This is a genomic window from Pseudomonas sp. TE3728 (genome assembly GCF_056279145.1).
In genome coordinates, this window is the sequence record NZ_JBWBQT010000001.1 from 4,154,315 (window position 1) to 4,175,526 (window position 21,212).

Genomic DNA, 21,212 nt, shown 5'->3' on the forward strand with positions numbered 1-21,212 from the left:
GTGGCGAGGGGGCTTGCTCGCGCTGGGCTGCGTAGCGGCCCCAAATCTCTGATATACCAAAGATCTTGTGAGTGCTGCGCACTCAAGCGGGAGCAAGCTCCCTCGCCACAGTTCGCATCTACAGGGGATCAGCTGTGTGGCGCAGGTTTTGGTACGCCGACGTTATCCAGCATCCGGTTCACCGCCAGTTCTGCCAGCATGATGATCTGTTGAATCGCCATCGCCGTGTGCCGGTGCGGCCCTTCCAGATACCCCGCAAAATCACCTGCCATCACACTGGCCTGGGCCAACGATTCACAGGTGTGGGCCAACAGGTCTTCGTCTTTGATATCCGGCGCGACCATATACATCGTGCTCGGCTTGCGGACCGCGGGGGATTTGAGGGCGGATGGGTTGAGGTAGTGATCGAGCGCGCGGTTAGCGGCATCGTGGAATTTTTTGGAATCGAGGGATTCGTAGGGGGAAACGTTGTCGGTTTCTGGGGGATTTGGGGTTGCTTTGAACATGGTGAAACTCCATTCGAGGACTGGAGTTCGCCAACACTGCGACCAAGCAGAAGGGTGGCGAACCATACGCGGGTTGGTCGACCAGGGAATGGAACCCGGCAGGGCCTAAGCCCTCCCACGCACAGCTCGCCATGAAGCAAGCATAAAAGTGCGCCATTCTAAACCTGGGCGACCAAACCCGATCACTGAATTTGCAGCGACCCCCGAAGCCTATCCACTCCACTTCCCACCCGACAACCGTCAAAACTTGTCGGAAACATTCCCCAAAATCATTGTTTGTAGGACTGCCCGAAGATCAAAAGATCGCAGCCTTCGGCAGCTCCTACGCTGAATTTGTTTACACCCTGTAGGAGCTGCCGAAGGCTGCGATCTGTGGATAACTCACCGACCGGGTCCCAGGCTTTTGTGGCGAGCGAGCTTGCTCGCGCTGGGCTGCGTAGCGGCCCCAAAATCTCTGACATACCAAAGATCTTGTGAGTGCTGCGCACTCAAACGGGGCGATGCGGCGTTCCGACAAGCCCCCTCGCCACAGTTCGCTTCTACAGGGGATCAGCTGTGTGGCGCAGGTTTTGGTATGGCAACGTTATCCAGCATCCGGTTCACCGCCAGTTCTGCCAGCATGACGATCTGTTGAATCGCCATCGCCGTGTGCCGGTGCGGTCCTTCCAGATACCCCGCAAAATCACTCGCCATCACACTGGCCTGGGCCAACGATTCACAGGTGTGGGCCAACAGGTCTTCGTCTTTGATATCCGGCGCAACGATAAACATCGTGCTCGGCTTGCGGACCGCGGGGGATTTGAGGGCGGAGGGGTTGAGGTAGTGATCGAGCGCGCGGTTAGCGGCTTCGTGGAGTTTTTTTGAATCGAGGGATTCGTAGGGGGAAACGTCGTCGGTTTCTGGGGGATTCGGTGTTTCTTTAATCATGGCAAGATCTCCTTTTAAGTCATTGGAGCTGCCTCTACTTCGTTTCCACACGAATAGGTGGCAGCTGTGCGCAGGGTGGAAAACCGAGAAAAACGGAGAAAAACCCGGCAGGCCCGAAGGCCTCCCACGCACAGCCGCCATAACTCAAAACTATGGCCATAAAAAAGCGCCACAGTATGCCATGGGGACATGCTGGTTTTTTCTTCGGGTTTCCACACCCGATCGCTGATGTGCAGCGACCCCCAAAGCCTATCCACTCCACTTCCCACCCGACAACCGTCAAAACTTGTCGGAAACATCCCCCCCAAAATCATCGTTTGTAGGACTGCCTGAAGATCAAAAGATCGCAGCCTTCGGCAGCTCCTACGCAGGATTTGTTTACACCCTGTAGGAGCTGCCGAAGGCTGCGATCTTTTTCTAAAGGTCGAGCACCGAAGGCTCTGAACCCTGGGCTTGCAGGCGTGCATTCGCCTGCGCCCAGGTCCCGGTCAGCAAACTGGTGGGTGACACACCGTCAAAGCGCCAGCGCAAGGCCAGCGCCGCGGGCCGTCGCACCATGCGCTGCACCTCGAATGTCCACAACCGCTCGGCCCCTTGAAAAGCTTCGACTTGCGGGCCTTCGAGGATGATTTGCGTGCGACCGCTGAGGTGCAGCAAGTCACCGGAATTGAAATCGATGAACAGCAAACCGGCTCGAGGATTGACCAACAAGTTGCCCAACGTATTGAAGAACAGGTTGCCGGCGAAGTCCGGGATGGTCAGGCGATTGCCCTCTACCTGGACGAAACCGGCCTGGCCACCCCGGTGAGAAACGTCCACCGAGCGTTGGCCATCGACGTCCACATAACTGGCGACAAAGAAGGTGTCGGCGCCGGCGATCATGGCTATGGCCGCGTCATCCAGCCCGTTGAGGTGCTGCGCGACACGGGTCGCCGGATCCGCCAAGGGCACCGAGCGAAATTGGCGCAATTGAATGTATTTCGGGCAATTGCCGAAAGATTGCTGCACCGTCACCTCGAAGCCGCTCGCTGTCACAGCGCCAACTCGGCCATTGAGACGGTTGCGACGTCGCGTGTGCAGCTCAATACCGAGCAGACCGATCGCCGCGCCCTCTTGCAATTGCGCGGGGTCGTCGTGGCCAGGCAAGCTGCCAAACTGCAACAGCGCAGGTTCTGGAGAACGGGCAAAACCTGGCGCCCCTTCCAGAATGCTGGCCCAAGGGTTGCCGTCAGCATCCACCGCGCCGTACAGCATGAACGGCAGTTGCTGATAGAAGGTGCGGTGCTGATCCGGCATCTCGCTGCGAATCACCCTACGACCTAACTCCTCCATTCGCTCGGCGACACCCACATGAGCCTGCAACTGTGTCTCGCCTGCGTGCCAAGGTGAACGTTCCATAACGACTTCTCCCCTGCGCTCATCGCGCAACAAGAACAGCCCGACTGAGGCGGGCTGTGAACATCAGGCAGTTTTTTGCAAACCGGCGACGGTGCGTGGCATGCCAACAAACCCTGGCAAGGCTTCAACCCGTGTCAGCCAGGCCCGAATGTTGGGGTAGTCATCCAGCGACACATTGCCTTCCGGGGCATGGGCGATGTAGCTGTACGCGGCGATGTCGGCGATGGTCGGCTCGCCACCGGCCAGATAGGGCGTTGCGCCCAGTTCCTGATCGATCACTTTGAGCCAGCTGTGGGCGTAAGCGATTACTTCCTGCGCGTTGTAAGGCGCACCAAACACAGTGATCAGCCTTGCCCTGCCAGGGCCAAAGGCAATCGGCCCGGCGGCGACCGATAACCAGCGCTGAACCTTGGCCGCACCGACCGGGTCGGTTGGCAGCCAGCGACCGTTGCCGTATTTCAGCGCAAGGTAGACCAGGATCGCGTTGGAATCGGCCAGCACCACGCCTTGATCATCAATCACCGGCACCTGCCCAAACGGGTTGAGCGCCAGAAAATCCGCTTGCTTGTGGGCGCCCTTGGCCAAATCGACGAAGATCAGCTCGGTCGGCAGTTGCAACAAAGACAGCATCAGCTCCACACGGTGAGCGTGGCCAGAGCGGGGGAAGTTGTAGAGTTTGATCGCTTGCATGGTCGACTCCGCTGGGTGGTGGCGCCGTCCAGGAAGATCAGCGCCGATAGGGGGCCATCTTCCATCCCCAACCAAAACAACAGAATAGCCAGCAAACGCAATCCATTATTTCAGCCAGTGCAATAACTAACCATGCAGGGCCGGGTGTTCGCGCAGTACGTTCACCGCGAAGTCCACAAAACTACGGACCCGCACCGGGGCTTTGCGCCCACCCTGGTAGACCACATGAATGGGCAATGGCGGCAGTTCGAAGTCAGCCAGAACGATTTCCAGCTCACCGGCCGCGACTTTGCTCGCCACTTGATACGACAGCACTCGGGTCAGTCCCAGCCCCATGGCGGCGGCCGTAATAGCTGCCTGATTGGCGGTGACCACAAGGCGCGGTTCCAGACGAATGCTGATTGGCTCTCCCGCGTCAATGAACGGCCAGCTTCTGTGCTGACCGATGGACGAGGTCGCGATGATCGGGCCTGCGCTCAAATCTGCAGGATGCCGGGGCCGACCATGGTCAGTCAGGAATCCAGGGGACGCGCAGATCACCCGCCGCACTTCGCCCACGCGAATTGCATGTTGATTACTGTCAGGCAACTCACCGATGCGCACAGCCACATCGATGCCCTCCTCGACCATGCTCACCACCCGGTCGACCAGTAGAGCGTTGATGCTGACTTCAGGAAATTGAGACAAGTAACCGACCATGACCGGCGTAACGAACAAATCACCGAACAACACCGGCGCCGTGATCGTCAGTTGCCCACGGGGTTGGGCGTGGCTCCCGGCCGCCGAATCCTCCGCTTCCTGCACCTCGGTGAGAATTCTCCGACAATCCTCCAGATAACGCTGACCCGCCTCGCTCAAATGCACGCTGCGGGTGGTACGTGTCAGCAGTTGAGTGCCAATGCGTTTTTCCAGCGCCGCCACGGCGCGAGTGACACTGGCCGCCGACATTCCCAAACGCCGCGCCGCCGCCGAGAAGCCTTGTTCCTGGGCGACGGTGGCGAAGACTTGCATTTCCTGGAAGCGGTCCATGGATTAACTCCTGAGCACTGAAAAACGCGAGGCCGACAGTTCCCGATTGGACCTGGATATCGCTGGAAGAGGATGAGCCGTGCAGTTTTACTGGCATTCTGATTATTGTGACGTATAACCCTGAACGTTCACGCTTTCAATTGCTGAGACCGTATCCAGATGCCCTCCATCTACCAACTTAAACCTGCCTTCCAGAATCTGTTGCGACCGCTGGTTCAGCGATTGTTCGATAACGGCACCACCGCCAATCAAATCACCGTGCTGGCCGGCGTCATTTCGGTCGTGACGGGCGTCGCGATTGCCTGTTTCGCCAATCACCTGTGGGTATTTCTGCTAATTCCCGTGTGGATGATCCTGCGGATGGCGCTGAACGCCATCGACGGCATGCTGGCCCGGGAATTCGGCCAGCAGTCGCGCCTTGGCGCCTACCTTAATGAACTGTGCGATATCGTTGCCGACAGCGCGCTGATCCTGCCTTTTGCCCTGATTCCCGACGTGAGCGTGTTGATTGTGCTGTTGGTCACGCTGCTGGCATTGTTCAGCGAGTACAGTGGCGTCCTCGGGCCGATGGTCGGCGCCTCGCGGCGTTATGACGGCCCGATGGGCAAGAGCGATCGCGCGTTTGTACTGGGCGTCTTGGCCACCGGCATTGCCATCGGCTGGATCAACGCGTTGTGGATTAACGTTGTGTTTGCGGTGGTCGCCATCCTGCTGGCTTACACCTTGGTCAACCGGGTCCGTCTGGGCCTGAAAGAAGTGCAGGAAAACGCTCCCTCGGCATAAGGCCTCAGCGTAAGGCCCCCAAGCATAAGGAAAGTGCAATGCGTGAAACTCAGAATCAGACCTTCACTACCCACGACGGCGTTGAACTGTTCTACCGTCATTGGCCGGCTACGGCGGGTAATCCGGGCGAACCGCGCAAGGCTGTGCTGCTGTTTCATCGCGGCCATGAACACTCGGGGCGTATCGCCCACCTGATGGATGAACTGGACCTGCCAGCGTTCGACTTCTTTGCCTGGGATGCGCGCGGCCATGGTCAGTCGCCGGGCGCTCGCGGTGACAGCCCGAGTTTCGCCACCAGCGTGCGTGACGTGCAGACCTTTTGCGATCACCTGAACGCGACCCACCAGATCGATGAAGAGAACATGGCCGTGATCGCCCAGAGCGTCGGCGCGGTGATTGCCTCGACCTGGGTCCACGACTATGCACCGCGCATCCGCTCGCTGGTGCTCGCGTCGCCCGCATTCAAGGTCAAGCTCTACGTCCCTTTCGCCCGTTCGGGCCTGGCGCTGATGCGCAAGTTTCGCGGCAACTTTTTCGTCAACAGCTACGTCAAGGCCAAGTTCCTCAGCCACGACCCGGAACGCGTCGCCTCCTACGACAGCGATCCGCTGATCACCAAGGCGATTTCGGTGAATGTGCTGCTCGGCTTGTATGAAGCCGCCGACCGTGTGGTGGCCGATGCGCAGGCGATTCAAGTGCCGACCCAACTGCTGATTTCCGGCTCGGATTTTGTGGTCCACCGCAAACCCCAGGAACAGTTTTTCGAACGCCTGGGCAGCCTGAAAAAGGAAAAACACATTCTCCCGGGCTTCTTCCACGACACGCTTGGGGAACGTGATCGCGCTGTGGCCGTAGCCAGCGCCAAACGCTTTATCCTGCAAAACTTTGAGTACCCGCTGGACCGCGCCTCGCTGCTTGATGCCGACAAGATCGGCCTGACCTGCACCGAATCCGAATCCCTCGCTGCCCCGCTGCCGCACAACTCGATGCGCGACCTGTACTGGCGCATGACCCGCGCCAGCATGCGCCTGGGCAGCCGGCTGTCTGACGGGGTGAAGCTGGGCTTCGACACCGGTTTCGACTCCGGCAGCACCCTGGACTACGTGTACCGCAACCAGCCCACCGGCAAGGGCGGGCTCGGGCGGATGATTGATCAGAACTACCTGAATTCCATTGGCTGGCGCGGCATTCGCCAGCGCAAACTCAACGTCGAAGAACTGCTACGCCTGACCATGGCCAAGCTGCGTCAAGAAGGCCAACCGGTGCGCATCGTCGACATCGCCGCCGGTCACGGCCGCTACATTCTCGAAGCCTTGCAAGGCGTCAGCCCGCTACCGGAATCGATACTGTTGCGCGATTACAGCGACATCAATGTGCGTGACGGTGGTGCGCTGATTCGCGATAAAGGCCTTGGAGACATCGCGCAGTTCGTGAAAGGCGACGCGTTCGACCGCGCCGACCTGGCGGCACTGGACCCAAAGCCGACACTGGCGGTGGTGTCCGGGTTGTATGAACTGTTTGCCGACAATGCACTGGTCGGCGGCTCTCTCGCGGGCCTGGCCGAGGCCGTGGAGCCTGGTGGCTATCTGGTCTACACCGGTCAGCCCTGGCACCCGCAGCTGGAACTGATCGCCCGCGCCCTCACCAGTCACCGTCAAGGCCAGGCGTGGGTGATGCGTCGGCGCAGCCAGGCGGAAATGGATCAACTGGTGGAAGCAGCGGGTTTTCGTAAAATCACCCAGCGAGTGGATGAATGGGGGATCTTCACCGTGTCCCTCGCGCAACGGGTGCAATGATGGGGGCGGCCCCGAGAGAGCCGGGTTTGCTCAAACCCGCCGTGCTCTGGTTACTGGTGCTGGCACCGCTGTTTTTCGCCAGTTACGGCTTTGCCACGTGGGTCACGGCCCAGCGCAGCGATGTCGCCACCTTCGTTTTCGATTGGGAAACCGCCATGCCCTTCTGGGCCTGGACCATCGTCCCCTACTGGACGATAGATCTGCTGTACGGTTTTTCGCTGCTGCTGCCCAATAGTCGCCATGAACTCAAGCGCCACGCCTTGCGCCTGCTGAGTGCTCAAGTGATCTCTATCAGTTGTTTCCTGTTATGGCCGCTGCGCTTCACCTTTGAACGGCCTGAACTGGATGGAGTGTTCGGCTGGCTGTTCGCGGTCCTGGCCGGGTTCGACAAGCCGTTCAATCAGGCGCCATCGCTACACATCGCCCTGCTGGTGATTTTGTGGGTGATGTACCAACGGCACTCTCAAGGGCTGTGGCGCTGGCTGGTGCACGGCTGGTTCGCATTGATCGGGATTTCGGTGCTGACCACTTATCAACATCACTTTATCGACTTACCCACAGGCGCCCTCGCCGGCTGGCTGTGCGTGTGGTTGTGGCCACTGGATCGGCCCAGCCCCTTGAGTAGCCTGCGGTTGGCCAAGGACCCGAAACGCTGGCGCCTGGCCCTGCGTTATGGCGTCGGCGCGGTGATATTCGCCCTTCCAGCCTTTGGCCTGGGCGGCGGATGGCTGTGGCTGATCTGGCCCGCCGTGGCATTGCTGTTGGTGGCGCTCAACTACACGTTGCTGGACGCCGCCGGGTTTCAGAAACGCGCTGACGGCCGCCTTAGCCCGGCCGCCCGTTGGTTATTTGCGCCTTACGTAGCAGCGGCGTGGATCAACTCACGGCTTTGGACCCGCAAGCATCCGCAACCCAATGAGGTTGTGGATAACGTTTGGCTCGGCAGGCTTCCCGACGCTGATCAGTTGGCGCCGTTCAAAGCTGTGGTCGATCTATGCGCTGAGCTGCCGCTCAACCCGAAAGGCCGCGCCTATCAAAGCGTTCCGATACTCGACCTGACCGCGCCCAGCGCTGAGCAATGTCTCGCCGCCGCTCAGGCCATTGAACATCTGCGCCAGCAAGGTCCCTTGCTGGTCTGCTGCGCTTTGGGCTATTCACGCAGCGCCACCGCTATCGCGGCCTGGTTGCTGCACAGCGGTCGAGTGGCCACTGTCGATGCCGCCGTGGCGATGATCCAGGCCGCGCGCCCGCAAGTGGTGCTGCATCCGGCCCATCGCCAAGCCCTGGAGAGCGCCTATGCCGATTGATATGGAACTGCACGTGGTCGCCAGCCTGCTGCGCCGGGGCCGCACCCTCGACCAGTTATCCACAGGGCTGACCTTGCTGGGTGTGTTGTTCGGCCTGCTGCAACTGCTGCTGATCACCCCGACTACGCCGTTCTTGATCCTCAGCGCCTGGCTGATCATCCTCGGGTTATGGCAAAAATACTGGGCGCTGCGGGTGGCCTTCGACGCTGACCTGTTTACCCTGATGGCCCGCGACGCTGACGCTTTGTCAGACCGCACTCAAGCCCTCGATCAGGCCCTGCAAAACCTCGGCCTGCAACCGGCCAACCGTGCCGGCCGGCCCTGGACCGAACGTCAGCGCGGGGGGCTTAAACTGCTGCGCAAACAGGCTGTCCTGCTGGCCGCCCAAGTACTGCCACCCTTGGCTGTCATTCTGGCCAGCCCTTGGCTGCCCTTCGCTGGATAAGGAAATCGTTAATGTTCGAACCTGTGGTCGCCTTCCTCATCACCTCCATGGCCCGAACCGTTACTGGCGCCCGCAGCCTGTGGATGGGTTGCGCGCCGGATCCCGTGCAGCGCATTTATTTTGCCAATCACAGCAGCCACGGCGACTTCGTGCTGCTCTGGGCCTCGCTCCCTTCCACCCTGCGCAAACTTACGCGACCGGTGGCCGGCAGCGACTATTGGAACAAGAGCGCCTTACGCCGTTACATCATCAGCCGGGTGTTCAACGGCGTGCTGATCGACCGTGAGCGCAAGAACCCTGTGGATAACCCGTTGCAGCCCATGCTCGACGCCCTGGAGAAGGGTGATTCGTTAATCATCTTTCCCGAAGGCACGCGCAATCTGGAAGAGGGTTTGCTGCCGTTCAAAAGCGGCTTGTACCACTTGGCAAAACGTTACCCACAGGCCCAGGTGATTCCGGTGTGGATCGCCAACCTCAACCGGGTCATGCCCAAGGGCCGAGTGCTGCCACTGCCGCTGTTGTGTACCACCAGTTTCGGCGCGCCCCTGCAACTGACTGAAGGCGAGAGCAAAGAGCAGTTCCTTTCACGCAGCCGCGACGCACTGCTGGCCCTCGCTCCGGAGCATTCCTGACATGGACAGACAAACCCTGATGCTGTTCGGCGGGATCGGCATGATCCTGGTGCTGGCCTCACTGATTGGCCTGATCCTCAAACTGCGCACCCGGGGCACGCCCAATGCAGTCATCGAGAACCTCAACGCCCGCATCAACGCTTGGTGGGTGATGGTGGTAGTGATCGGCATCGCTTTTTGGCTGGGCACCGGCGCGGTGATCCTGCTGTTTTACGCAGTATCGTTCTATGCGCTACGCGAATTCCTCACCCTCATGCCCACCCGACGCAGCGACTACCCGGCGCTGGTGGCAGCGTTTTACCTGGCATTGCCGCTGCAATATCTGCTGATCTATTCCGATTGGTACGGACTGTTCTCGATCTTTATTCCGGTGTACGTATTTTTGCTGCTGCCGATCCTTGCGTCTCTCGGCGGCGACAGCACGCACTTCCTCGAGCGGGCGTCGAAAGTGCAATGGGGCTTGATGATCGCGGTGTTCTGCGTGTCGTTCGTACCCGCCCTGCTGACCCTGGACATCGTCGGTTATGAAGGCCGCAACCTGCTGCTGATCGCGTATCTGGTGATCGTGGTGCAGCTGTCGGACGTGCTGCAGTACGTCTGCGGCAAATTGTTCGGCAAACACAAAATCGCGCCCACTCTGTCACCGTCGAAAACCGTTGAAGGCTTTGTCGGCGGCGTTTTGCTGTCCTCGCTGATTGGTGCAGCCTTGTGGTGGACCACACCATTCAACCCGTGGCAGTCGTTCTTGATTGCGCTGCTGATCAACCTGCTCGGGTTTGCCGGCGGCATCGTGATGTCGGCAATCAAGCGTGATCGGGGCGTGAAGGATTGGGGACACATGATCGAAGGCCACGGCGGGATGCTGGATCGACTGGATTCAGTGTGTTTTGCGGCACCGATCTTCTTTCATCTTGTGCGGTATTGGTGGACTTGAAATAGCTGATCCTAAAAAAAAGACCGCAGCCAAAGCTGCGGTCTTTTCATTTGGCTCCTGACAACATAGTTTGTCCGGCTAATAGCCTAAATGCTAGGGCAAATTGCTGGTACACGGTGATATCAATCACAAGATAGTTTATCCGGTACGCCAGAAAATTTGTCTCGCGGTTAAAATTTAAGACAACATAGTTTGTCCCCGGTTACGGGTAGATGGATTTACCGCGAGCCTATACGTCGATTACGCCACTTTAAGGCTGCACTGATCGGAGCTGTCAGGCGCATCTCATCATTTGGGTGGTGCCGAACAAAATATTTTGACACCAGCGGCCTAACAAAAGCTGGTGCTAAACTGCATTTCCGAATAAGCCACTGGGTAAACATTCTGACACTTAACAGCTCAAGCCTCTAAAGCAACCCAGATTTTCAACAATATATTTTGATAACAAGGTGAGAAATTCCTTCCCCCAAAACACACAAGCCTAACGACCCCTAACCGGAAGCCGTTAGGCTCGGGCTGCGGCCACTCAATGGACCACTCAAAAAGGGCCTGATGTCCCGAGGCCGAACAGAGACTGAGCCTGCTCCCGAAGCCTTCCCTAATTCCATGGACTCCCCGCTCAGTAACTCTCCGAGTTGAGTTGCCTCGCCTCATGGGGCGACCTTCCACTCCACTCCTTGAAGGCGCGAGTGAAGGCGCTGTGCTCCGAATAGCCCAGCAGCATGGCGATATCCACGATTTGCAGGCGTGGATCGCGCAGGTACGACAACGCTAGTTCGTGGCGGACCAAGTTCAGCTCATAGCGAAAGCTGGTGCCGGCCTCTTGTAGACGGCGCTGTAGCGTGCGTGACGAGGTGCCCAGTTGGGGGCTTATCCGCTCTATGCTCGGCTCACCTTCGCGCAAGGCATGGGTGATGGTCTTGCGCAGCTGTTCCACGAATTCATCCTGCTGTGGCAACTGGGCCAGCAGGCGATCCGCATGTTGTTCCAACAGGGAGACCAGCGCCGGGTCGGGGCTCTTAAAGGGCAGTTCGAGCAGTTGCGCGGAGAAACGCAGGACCGCCTCGGCCTGACCGAAGCGTACCGGGCAGCCGAAGAAGGCTTCGTACGGGCTGGTGTCGAGGGGGCTGGGATGATTGAAATCGATTCGCAACGGGTTGGCCGTGCCGCGCACTAGGGCACGGCAGAACTGCACTATGGCAACCATACCGGTTTCGTTCACCAAGGGTCCGGGCTGGTACTGGCTGACATCCCAGACCAGTTCGAACCAGCCGTCGCCGTCGCGGCGAGTCATGGGAATGACGTCGTACACCAGGCGAATGTAGCGCTCCAGGCGTTGCAGAGCCGTACCGAGATTACCGCAGGCCAGCAGCACCGAGCCGAGCACACCGATATGCCGGGCGCTGATGGTTTGACCGACGTGTAGGCCCAGCAGCGGGTCGTCCAGTGCCTGCGCCGCCGTCACCAGCAGGCGATCCCAGCATCCCACGTCAACGCCGCCGACACCCTCCTGGGCAGGTGTGGGCCAGGGCTGGCCAAGCACCGACTCGGGCTCATGACCGAGCGCCTCCAGGTATTCATAGAGCAGTTGCACGTAGGTCTCGGGCACCACGCGCCTATACAAAGGCTGGCTCATCGGGCCTCTTTGGGTGGGTTGGCCTTTTGTTGTTTGACGCAAAGTGTCAAGCAAGTCGTCGGATACCGTCAAGCCTTCCTAACGGCAGCGGCCGAGAATGACGGCACTCCAGCCATTCCAGCAGATGCCGTTCATGAACACGATCACCGATCTTCTGGCACCAGCGACAATCCAGTTCTTCTCCAACGGCTCGCGTTGCGTTGCCGACTTTTACCGCCCACTGGGTGCAGGACCTTTCCCGGTGGTGGTGATGGCGCATGGGCTTGGCGGGACGCGCAAGATGCGCTTGCCGGCCTTTGCCGCCCGCTTCGCCGCCGCCGGCTACGCTTGCCTGGTATTCGACTATCGCCACTTCGGCGACAGCGAGGGCGAGCCTCGCCAACTGCTGGATATCAACCGCCAGCTCGAAGACTGGAAAGCCGCGATAGATCACGCCCGCCGCCTCGCGGATGTGGACCCGCAGCGTGTCGTTATCTGGGGCACCTCGTTCGGTGGCGGGCATGTGCTGGCCACCGCCGCCGACGATGCCAGGGTGGCCGCTGTCATTTCCCAATGTCCCTTCACCGACGGCCTGAGCTCCAGTCTTGCCACCGAACTCCTGGTGTCACTTCGCCTCACCTTGCTGGCCCTGGTCGACCGTATCGGCTCGTGGTTCGGCGCCAAACCCATTCTGGTTCCGCTCGCCGGTCAACCTGGCGATACGGCATTCATGACTTCGCCGGATGCCTGGAGTGGCTATAACGGGCTGATCCCGTCAGGTGCGCGTATCCGCAAAGAGGCCGCCGCGCGCTTTGCCCTGGACATCATTCGCTACTACCCCGGGCGCAGTACACCTCGTATCCAGGCCCCCGTGCTGTTTTGCGTGTGCGATCCCGACAGCGTGGCACCGGCGAAGCAGACGCTGCGTCACGCCCGGCGCGCGCCACGTCATGAGATCCATCGCTATGCCCATGGGCATTTCGATATTTATGTGGGCGAAGCCTTCGAGCAGGTGGTGGGTGATCAACTCGACTTCCTCAAGCGCAACGTGCCAAGCCCCCCAACGAAGAGATAAGAATATGTACGACCTTCAAGGCAAAGTGGTTCTGATCACCGGCGCGGCTGGCGGCATCGGCGCCGCCAGTGCACGCGAACTGTATGTGCAGGGCGCCAGCCTAGTGCTGACCGATACCTCGCAGGAGGCGGTGGACAAGCTGGCCCAGGAGTTCAACAGCCAACGTGTGTTGCCGCTGGCGTTCGACGTCACCGACGCCGAGGCGGCAAAGGCAGTGATACGCCAAGCAGTCGAGCGTTTCGGCCGTCTCGATGTGGCCTTCGCCAATGCCGGCATCTCCTGGCGAGGCGTACCGGCGACCCTACGCACCTGCGACGAAGCGGAGTTCCGTCGCATCATTGAGGTGGATCTGTTCGGGGTGTGGCACGCGATGCGCGCCGCACTGCCGGAGGTCGTGCGCAATCGGGGCCAAGTGCTGGTCACGTCGTCGACCTATGCCTACTTGAACGGCATGGCCAACGCGCCCTATGCCGCGAGCAAGGCGGCGGTGGAGTCGCTGGCCCGCTCGCTGCGCGCCGAGTTAAGTGCAACCGGGGCCAGCGCCAGCGTGCTCTATCCCGGCTGGACGGCGACCGCCATCGCCAAGGTCGCCTTCGGTGGCAACGCCATCGCCACCCAGATGAACGAGACCCTATTGCCGGCCTTCCTGCATCGGGCGATTGCACCGGAACAGGTGGCACGTGGCGTGGTGCGCGGTCTACAAAAGCGCCAGCCGCGCATCGTTGTACCGGCTCGCTGGGCGCCCATCTCACTGTTGCGCGGCCTGTTCAACGTTTTCACGGACTGGCATCTGACACGCGATGCCCGCCTGCAACGGTTGCTCCACCAATTGGAAGAAGAAACCGTTCGCACCCAGAGCCCTAGTTGATGCCCCACTACTTGCTTAAGGTTCACCCATGAAAAGCTACTCGTTGAACGACCGCGTCATCGCCATCACTGGTGCCACGGGTGGTCTCGGCAGGGCCGCCGCGCAGGCCCTGCGCGACAAAGGCGCGAAGCTGGTCTTGCTGGATCTCGATCTGGATAGCCTGAATGCAATGGCTGTCACCCTGGGCGGGCCTAATGTCGCTGTCGGTTGGGTGGCCAACGTGCGCTCAATTGAGAGTCTGGAAACGGCGCTGAAAGAGGCCGCGCAGCATTTCGGCGGAATTGATGTGGTGGTCGCCGGCGCTGGCGTCAGCTCGGTGGTAGCCCTGGAGTATATCGATCCCGCCACGTTTGACCGGGTCATCGATATCAACCTCAACGGTGTGGCGCGCACCTTCCGCGCTTCACTGCCCCATGTGAAGGCACGCCAGGGCTATCTACTGGCCATCTCGTCTATGGCGGCTTTCGTTCATTCGCCGTTGAACACGGCCTACACCGCCAGCAAGGCCGGAGTCTGGGCCCTGTGTGACAGCTTGCGCCTGGAGCTTCGTCAGCACGGCGTGAGTGTCGGCTCGTTCCACCCGACCTTCTTCCAAACGCCGATGATGGAGGCGATCGTTGATGGGCCGTCCTCCACCCTGGTCTGGAATAACCATCAGGGGGTCTGGCAGTTCGTCGCGTTGGAGCAGGTGGTGGCCGCCCTGGTGGACTGCATCGAGCAGCGGCATGACTTGGTGACGGTTCCACGCAGCCAGGTGCTGGTGGCGAAAGCGCCAGGCTTGCTGCGCCGGCTTATCGAGTGGATCGGTTTCGACGCTGGAAAAATCGCCGAAGCGGTAAGGCTCAGCGATGAAGACAAGGCTTCATTAGGTCAGGGTCGCAGCCTGAACGAATGACCGCTTCTGGCCGTGGGCATGTCGCCCGCATCCGGGCCGAAACTAACCAGGAAATCCTGGCGCCGCTCTTGGGGCGCTATAGCTTCCAAGTCGAATGAGTCCCTGACTCGCATTTGTAAGTCCAGCAGTCGTGCCCTGGCGGTGTTCCGTCAGGGTCTTTTACACAACTTCGATCAACTCCAACCGGCACTCAAAAGTGCACAGGAAGGCGAAGCCTTGCCTGCGTGCAATCAACAAAAACAATAAACGAGAGGTGGAAAATGAAACTCAATAGCCGTGCGATCCCGTGTCTCTCCGCTCAGCGAAAGTGTGCTGCATGGATTAAGTACACCAGTGTCATGGCACTGCTCAGTGCCTCTACAATTGCAGGCGCCAATGGCATTGCTCTTAACGAACAAAGTGCCAGCAGTGCGGGAACTGCTTATGCGGGAAGGTCGTCTTCCGCACTGGACGCCAGCACCATCTACGGAAATCCTGCTGGCTTGACCAAGTTGAAACGTACCGAGATTTCCGGCGGGGCCGCGATCATCTCGGGGAGCGACGACATTAGTGATGCGCAGAGCAGTGTCGCAGGAACGAATAAGGGGGACTCGGTACCTTTGGCGGTCGTGCCCTTCGCCTATATGTCGACGCCGCTTGATGATCGTTTTTCGATTGGTCTGGGTCTCTATGCTCCGAGTGGTCTGATCAATGAATACGAGAGCAGTTTTCAGGGCCGCTACCAGGGTTCCTATAGCTCGACCAAGGAGGTAACCCTGCAGCCCACCATCGCCTATCGGATCAATGATTACGTGTCCATTGGTGGCGGACCGACCATAAACCATTTCGATGCAAAACTTCAGAATTACCTGGCCACCGGCGCCCTGAACAACGGCCAGGACACACGGGTCACCATCAAAGGCGATGACACGGCAATTGGCTACAACGTCGGCCTCTTGGTTGACTTGAGTGATGCAACGAGTTGGGGGATTAACTATCACTCGAAGGTGAGCTATCACCTCAAAGGGCATACCGAGGTTTCCGGCTCCCCGAGCGTTATCCCGCTGGACGGAAAGTATGACAACAAGATAGACATCACGATGCCCGAATCCGTGGACACCTCTATCACCCATCATTTCAATAGTCGCTGGACGGGATACCTGGGGACCACCTGGAAACGTTGGAGTCGACTGAAAAAGATCGAGGCAATCAACAGCGATGTTTCCGCCCTTGGCCAGAGTGCGGGTCTGGAGCGTGTGGGCGAACCATTGAACTGGCACGACACGTGGTCCACCGCCGTTGGCGCATCCTTTCAATTGAACCAACAATGGCTGCTGCGTGCAGGCTACGCCTACGATCCGTCGCCAATCAGCAATGCCGATCGTAGCGTGCGCGTTCCGGTTGGTAACCGCCAAGTCGTGACCCTGGGTGGCGCTTATTTGCCGAGTCCCGATCTGACGATAGACTTTGCTTATGGTTATCTCTGGGAATCCAAAGCCTCGGTAAACCAACCGAACAACTCCGGCCTTCAACCTGAATACAGTGCTAATTACGAAAACAGTGCGAATATATTTTCAGTGCAGGCAACCTATCGATACTAATCCTCACCCTCATAAGCCCGATGAAGGTCAGTTAAGCAATTTCAGCCGCGACGCACTCTTTGCTGTAGCAGCCTCGTGAACTGGGCAGTTGCTACAGATCGCATTACGGCTTAACTAATTGGCGTTGCTGAATCAGCCGATTGAAGCCGTTGCATCCTTGCCAACCCATCGCCGCTGAGAGTCTTTTCAACTCGATATTCTTCAACACGTGACGTGTCGCGAGCTGATCAAAGATTGGTGCGACATCTACGTTCCAGTTGAGGAATAGGTTCCGCCGCACATAAGAGGCGAGTGATTCGTCGAGCTGAATTTTCAAAGGCATGGGCGAGGGTCAAAGCGGGGTTACAGCCATCGCAACAGAAGGAAGGGAGCCTGTGTCGATGAAGGGAGCTGGGACGGCTCCCTCCCTCTGCGACAGTTTTTATTGTCTAGCGACAGTTTTAAATCAATTGTTTCGATCACCTGTGGATAACTTATTCCACCGTCACCGACTTCGCCAGGTTACGCGGCTGGTCAACGTCAGTGCCTTTCAATACGGCCACATAGTACGAAAGCAGCTGCAGCGGAATGGTGTAGAGGATCGGCGACAGGATGTCATGGATGTGCGGCATATGGACGACATGGGTGCCTTCGCCATTGGTCATGCCAGCCTGCTCGTCGGCGAAGACGATCAGTTCACCGCCACGGGCGCGGACTTCCTGGAGGTTGGATTTCAACTTCTCCAGCAATTCGTTGTTCGGCGCCACAGTGACGACGGGCATGTCGTTATCCACAAGCGCCAATGGGCCATGTTTCAGTTCGCCCGCCGGATAAGCTTCCGCGTGAATGTAGGAGATTTCCTTGAGCTTGAGGGCCCCTTCCATCGCCACCGGGAATTGCGCGCCGCGACCGAGGAACAGGGTGTGGTTCTTCTCGGCGAACAGCTCGGCGATTTTTTCCACGGTGCTGTCCATGGCCAGGGCTTCGCCCAAACGGGTCGGCAGGCGACGCAGTTCTTCAACCAGTGTGGCTTCGACACCTTCGGCCAACGTACCGCGAACCTGACCCAGAGACAGGGTCAGCAACAGCAAGCCAACCAGTTGAGTGGTGAAGGCTTTGGTCGAGGCTACGCCGATTTCGCGACCGGCCTGGGTCAGCAGGGTGAGGTCCGATTCACGCACCAGAGAGCTGATGCCGACGTTGCAGATTGCAAGGCTGGCGAGGAATCCCAACTCCTTGGCATTGCGCAGCGCGGCCAAAGTGTCGGCGGTTTCACCTGACTGGGAGATGCTCACGAACAGGGTGTCGGGCTGCACCACTACCTTGCGGTAGCGGAATTCGCTGGCGACTTCGACCTGACACGGAATACCCGCCAGTTCTTCGAGCCAGTAACGGGCAACCATGCCGGCGTGATAGCTGGTGCCGCAGGCGACGATTTGTACATTGCGTACCTTGGCAAACAGCTCGGCAGCTTGGGGACCGAATGCCTCGACCAGCACCTGGTTTTGGCTCAGGCGACCTTCGAGAGTGCGCTGTACTACGACCGGTTGCTCGTGAATTTCCTTGAGCATGTAATGGCGGAATTCGCCTTTGTCAGCCGCTTCGGCACCGTCGCGGTACTGAACGCTTTCACGCTGGACGAGCGCGCCATCGATATCCCAGATCTGCACGCTGTCGCGGCGAATTTCGGCGATATCGCCTTCTTCCAGGTACATGAAACGGTCAGTGACCTGACGTAGCGCCAATTGGTCGGAAGCCAGGAAATTCTCCCCCATACCCAGACCGATCACCAATGGGCTGCCACTGCGGGCCGCCACCAGGCGATCCGGTTGAAGAGCGCTGATCACCGCCAGACCGTAAGCACCGTGCAATTCTTTGACGGTCGCTTTCAGGGCTATTGTCAGGTCGGGTTGCAGCTTGAGTTTTTCGTGCAGCAGATGCGCGATGACTTCAGTGTCAGTGTCCGACGTGAATACGTGGCCCAAAGCCTTGAGTTGCTCGCGCAGGGCTTCATGGTTCTCGATGATGCCGTTGTGCACCACCGCCAGATCGCCTGAGAAATGCGGGTGAGCATTGCGTTCACACGGCGCGCCGTGGGTCGCCCAGCGAGTGTGGGCAATGCCCAGACGGCCGACCAGAGGCTCTTCGATCAGCGCCTGTTCCAGCTCGCTGACCTTGCCCGGACGACGCGTGCGCAAGAGCTTTTCATCATTGGTGTACACCGCCACACCGGCGCTGTCATACCCGCGGTATTCCAGACGCTTGAGGCCTTCGAGCAGGATGGCGGTAACGTTACGTTCTGCGACTGCACCGACAATTCCACACATGCTAGTTCTCCTGACTGACGGCGGCGCAAATCAAATTAATGCCGCGGGCCTGAATCTGATCGCGTGCCGCAAGTGGCAGACGATCATCGGTAATGAGGGTATGGACGCTGCTCCATGGCAGCTCCAGATTGGGAATTTTTCGGCCGATCTTGTCGGCCTCGACCATCACGATCACTTCGCGGGCAACCTCGGCCATGACACGGCTCAAGCCCAGCAATTCATTGAAGGTGGTGGTCCCGCGCACCAGATCGATGCCATCGGCACCGATAAATAGCTGATCAAAGTCATATGAGCGTAGTACTTGCTCGGCCACCTGACCCTGGAAGGACTCGGAATGCGGGTCCCAGGTCCCGCCGGTCATCAACAGCACCGGCTCGTGCTCGAGTTCGCTCAAAGCGTTGGCGACATACAGGGAGTTGGTCATCACCACCAGACCCGGTTGCTGACCGAGTTCAGGGATCATTGCAGCGGTGGTGCTGCCGCTGTCGATGATGATTCGCGCATGCTCGCGGATTCGCGTGACGGCGGCACGGGCAATGGCCTGCTTGTATTTGGAAACCGGTTGGCCGAGATCGGCGACCAGTTCCTGAGGCATGGTGACCGCCCCGCCATAACGACGCAGCAACAGACCGTTGCTTTCAAGCGCGGCCAAGTCCTTGCGAATCGTAACTTCCGAAGTTTCGAAGCGCTTGGCCAGCTCATCCACGCTGACTTCACCCTGCTCATTGAGCAAGGCAAGGATATTGTGGCGGCGTTGGGGCGTGTTGCGCTTTGACATGATTGGATAAGTTTCGATTCGAAAGATAACGTAAGCAATCAAAACCCATTAACGAAACTTCGTCAAGCCAGCGTCAGAAAAAAGATGTGTGGATAACCCATAAAAAAGATCGCAGCCTTCGGCAGCTCCTACAAAAGGATTCGTGTTCATCCTGTAGGAGCTGCCGAAGGCTGCGATCTTTTGATCTTCAATCTGTGGATAACTCAGCTCTTCTTGATCTTCTCCGGCCGTTTCCAGCCATCGATGTTCTTCTGCCGAGCCCGCCCCACGGCCAACTGAGCCTTATCCACATTCTGGGTAATGGTCGAACCCGCCGCCGTGGTCGCACCCGCTGAGATATCCACAGGCGCCACCAACGAATTGTTGGAGCCGATGAATACATCTTCGCCCAACACGGTTTTCCACTTGTTGGCGCCGTCATAGTTACAGGTGATGGTGCCTGCGCCAATGTTGGTGCGCGCACCGATCTCGGCATCGCCCAAATACGTCAAGTGACCGGCCTTGGCGCCCTCGCCCATATGGGCGTTCTTCAGTTCAACGAAGTTACCCACATGCGCGCGAGCTTCCAGCACCGTACCCGGGCGCAAACGAGCGAACGGGCCGGCATCGCTGCCTTCACCGAGCATCGCGCCTTCGATATGGCTGTTGGCCTTGATCACCACGCCTTTGCGCAAGGTGCTGTCCTTGATCACGCAGTTCGGGCCGATCACCACGTCGTCCTCGATGACTACTTTGCCTTCGAGGATGACGTTGATGTCGATCAGTACATCCCGGCCGATGGAGACCTCACCACGCACATCGAAACGTGCCGGGTCGCGCAGGGTCACGCCCTGAGCCATCAAACGACGAGCGGCGCGCAGCTGATAGTGACGCTCAAGCTCGGCCAGTTGCTTGCGATCGTTGGCGCCCTGCACTTCCATAGCGTCATGGGGGTGTTCGGTAGCCACCACCAGACCATCACTGACCGCCATGGCGATCACGTCGGTCAGGTAGTACTCGCCTTGGGAATTGTTATTGGAAAGGCGACTTACCCAATCACCCAGACGTTTGAAAGGCAGCGCCAGAATGCCGGTATTGCCTTCGGTGATCGCACGTTCGAGCTCGGTGGTGTCTTTATGCTCGACGATGGCGGTCACCTTCCCGGCGGCATCGCGGACGATGCGGCCGTAACCCGTAGGGTCATCCAGCTCGACAGTCAACAGGCCCAGTTGCTGCGGTGCAGCCAGCTTGAGCAACCGTTGCAGGGTTTCGACTTCGATCAAGGGTACGTCGCCGTACAGAATCAGCACGGTATCGGACTCGATGAACGGCACAGCCTGGGCCACCGCATGTCCGGTACCCAGCTGTTGATCCTGCAGGACGAAATTCAGGTCATCGGCCGCCAGACGCTCGCGCACCGCTTCAGCACCATGTCCGATCACCACATGGATGCGTTGTGGATCTAGTTGCCGGGCCGTGTGGATAACATGGCCAAGCATTGAGTTACCGGCAACAGGATGCAGGACTTTAGGCAAGGCCGAACGCATGCGCGTGCCTTGGCCGGCAGCGAGGATAACAATTTCAAGAGACATGACAGGCTACTAATCCTGGGGGGTCAGCGGCTGCGACCGGGTGATGAAAGTCGGAAAAGAAAAAAGGGTAGCCGAGG

At 59.0% G+C, this 21,212-nt stretch carries 18 protein-coding genes and 1 pseudogene; 10 read left to right on the forward strand and 9 right to left on the reverse strand.

Going from position 1 to position 21,212, the window contains the following annotated elements; genetic code table 11:
• Positions 1 to 128: 128 nt before the first annotated feature.
• The 5 genes and pseudogenes from ACZ89R_RS18180 to ACZ89R_RS18200 form a co-directional block, all read right to left on the reverse strand.
• Positions 129 to 506: a DUF6124 family protein gene (locus tag ACZ89R_RS18180; RefSeq protein ID WP_429545017.1), complete on the reverse strand. Its 378-nt coding sequence runs from the start codon at positions 504 to 506 to the stop codon at positions 129 to 131.
• 549 nt (positions 507 to 1,055) lie between these two features.
• The gene (locus ACZ89R_RS18185; protein WP_429545016.1) at positions 1,056 to 1,433 is read right to left on the reverse strand and encodes a DUF6124 family protein; all 378 of its coding nucleotides are present in this window, start codon (positions 1,431 to 1,433) and stop codon (positions 1,056 to 1,058) included.
• Between the two features lie 447 nt (positions 1,434 to 1,880).
• Positions 1,881 to 2,831 (reverse strand): annotated as a pseudogene (locus ACZ89R_RS18190) (hypothetical protein); the annotation flags it as partial.
• A 63-nt stretch (positions 2,832 to 2,894) separates the two neighbouring features.
• Entirely contained in the window at positions 2,895 to 3,521 is a 627-nt protein-coding gene (locus ACZ89R_RS18195) for a glutathione S-transferase family protein (RefSeq protein ID WP_123495612.1), read from the reverse strand.
• Positions 3,522 to 3,647: 126 nt separating this feature from the next.
• On the reverse strand, positions 3,648 to 4,550 hold the full coding sequence (locus ACZ89R_RS18200; protein WP_429545015.1) for a LysR family transcriptional regulator: 903 nt from the start codon (positions 4,548 to 4,550) through the stop codon (positions 3,648 to 3,650).
• Positions 4,551 to 4,709: 159 nt separating this feature from the next.
• Between ACZ89R_RS18200 and ACZ89R_RS18205 the strand changes: the two genes are divergently transcribed.
• The 6 genes from ACZ89R_RS18205 to ACZ89R_RS18230 are packed head-to-tail and all read left to right on the forward strand — an operon-like array spanning position 4,710 to position 10,447.
• Entirely contained in the window at positions 4,710 to 5,333 is a 624-nt protein-coding gene (locus ACZ89R_RS18205) for a CDP-alcohol phosphatidyltransferase family protein (protein ID WP_429545014.1), read from the forward strand.
• A 38-nt stretch (positions 5,334 to 5,371) separates the two neighbouring features.
• The gene (locus ACZ89R_RS18210; RefSeq protein ID WP_429545013.1) at positions 5,372 to 7,129 is read left to right on the forward strand and encodes a bifunctional alpha/beta hydrolase/class I SAM-dependent methyltransferase; all 1,758 of its coding nucleotides are present in this window, start codon (positions 5,372 to 5,374) and stop codon (positions 7,127 to 7,129) included.
• On the forward strand, positions 7,126 to 8,436 hold the full coding sequence (locus tag ACZ89R_RS18215; RefSeq protein WP_429547839.1) for a phosphatase PAP2/dual specificity phosphatase family protein: 1,311 nt from the start codon (positions 7,126 to 7,128) through the stop codon (positions 8,434 to 8,436). Before ACZ89R_RS18210 ends, ACZ89R_RS18215 begins: the two co-directional genes overlap by 4 nt.
• A complete protein-coding gene (locus tag ACZ89R_RS18220) occupies positions 8,426 to 8,881 on the forward strand; it encodes a hypothetical protein (RefSeq protein ID WP_429545012.1) in 456 nt (151 codons plus the stop codon). The genes ACZ89R_RS18215 and ACZ89R_RS18220 overlap by 11 nt, the downstream gene beginning before the upstream one ends.
• 11 nt (positions 8,882 to 8,892) lie before the next feature.
• The gene (locus tag ACZ89R_RS18225) at positions 8,893 to 9,513 is read left to right on the forward strand and encodes a lysophospholipid acyltransferase family protein (RefSeq protein WP_427626350.1); all 621 of its coding nucleotides are present in this window, start codon (positions 8,893 to 8,895) and stop codon (positions 9,511 to 9,513) included.
• A gap of 1 nt (position 9,514) precedes the next feature.
• Positions 9,515 to 10,447 carry a phosphatidate cytidylyltransferase gene (locus ACZ89R_RS18230; protein WP_007896595.1) on the forward strand — a complete coding sequence of 311 codons (933 nt, stop codon included), beginning with the start codon at positions 9,515 to 9,517 and terminating at the stop codon, positions 10,445 to 10,447.
• Positions 10,448 to 11,066: 619 nt separating this feature from the next.
• Here the strand turns inward: ACZ89R_RS18230 and ACZ89R_RS18235 are convergent.
• Entirely contained in the window at positions 11,067 to 12,083 is a 1,017-nt protein-coding gene (locus tag ACZ89R_RS18235; RefSeq protein ID WP_401172887.1) for an AraC family transcriptional regulator, read from the reverse strand.
• Positions 12,084 to 12,216: 133 nt separating this feature from the next.
• On the opposite strand from ACZ89R_RS18235, the gene ACZ89R_RS18240 reads away from it, so the two are divergent.
• From ACZ89R_RS18240 to ACZ89R_RS18255, 4 genes are all read left to right on the forward strand, one after another.
• Positions 12,217 to 13,137: an alpha/beta hydrolase gene (locus ACZ89R_RS18240; protein ID WP_429545011.1), complete on the forward strand. Its 921-nt coding sequence runs from the start codon at positions 12,217 to 12,219 to the stop codon at positions 13,135 to 13,137.
• 4 nt (positions 13,138 to 13,141) lie between these two features.
• Complete coding sequence (locus ACZ89R_RS18245) at positions 13,142 to 14,005, forward strand: SDR family NAD(P)-dependent oxidoreductase (RefSeq protein WP_057396520.1); 864 nt, start codon at positions 13,142 to 13,144, stop codon at positions 14,003 to 14,005.
• A 28-nt stretch (positions 14,006 to 14,033) separates the two neighbouring features.
• Positions 14,034 to 14,900, forward strand: coding sequence for an SDR family NAD(P)-dependent oxidoreductase (locus ACZ89R_RS18250; protein ID WP_429545010.1), 867 nt, complete (start codon positions 14,034 to 14,036; stop codon positions 14,898 to 14,900).
• 260 nt (positions 14,901 to 15,160) lie between these two features.
• Positions 15,161 to 16,480 (forward strand): outer membrane protein transport protein, encoded by a 1,320-nt coding sequence (locus ACZ89R_RS18255; RefSeq protein ID WP_429545009.1) that lies wholly within the window; start codon positions 15,161 to 15,163, stop codon positions 16,478 to 16,480.
• 473 nt (positions 16,481 to 16,953) lie between these two features.
• Here ACZ89R_RS18255 and glmS read toward each other — a convergent pair whose 3' ends face one another.
• From glmS to glmU, 3 genes are all read right to left on the reverse strand, one after another.
• On the reverse strand, positions 16,954 to 18,786 hold the full coding sequence (gene glmS, locus ACZ89R_RS18260) for a glutamine--fructose-6-phosphate transaminase (isomerizing) (protein ID WP_429545008.1): 1,833 nt from the start codon (positions 18,784 to 18,786) through the stop codon (positions 16,954 to 16,956).
• 1 nt (position 18,787) lies between these two features.
• Complete coding sequence (locus tag ACZ89R_RS18265; protein ID WP_429547838.1) at positions 18,788 to 19,567, reverse strand: DeoR/GlpR family DNA-binding transcription regulator; 780 nt, start codon at positions 19,565 to 19,567, stop codon at positions 18,788 to 18,790.
• 200 nt (positions 19,568 to 19,767) lie between these two features.
• Complete coding sequence (gene glmU / locus ACZ89R_RS18270) at positions 19,768 to 21,135, reverse strand: bifunctional UDP-N-acetylglucosamine diphosphorylase/glucosamine-1-phosphate N-acetyltransferase GlmU (RefSeq protein ID WP_429545007.1); 1,368 nt, start codon at positions 21,133 to 21,135, stop codon at positions 19,768 to 19,770.
• Positions 21,136 to 21,212 lie beyond the last annotated feature (77 nt).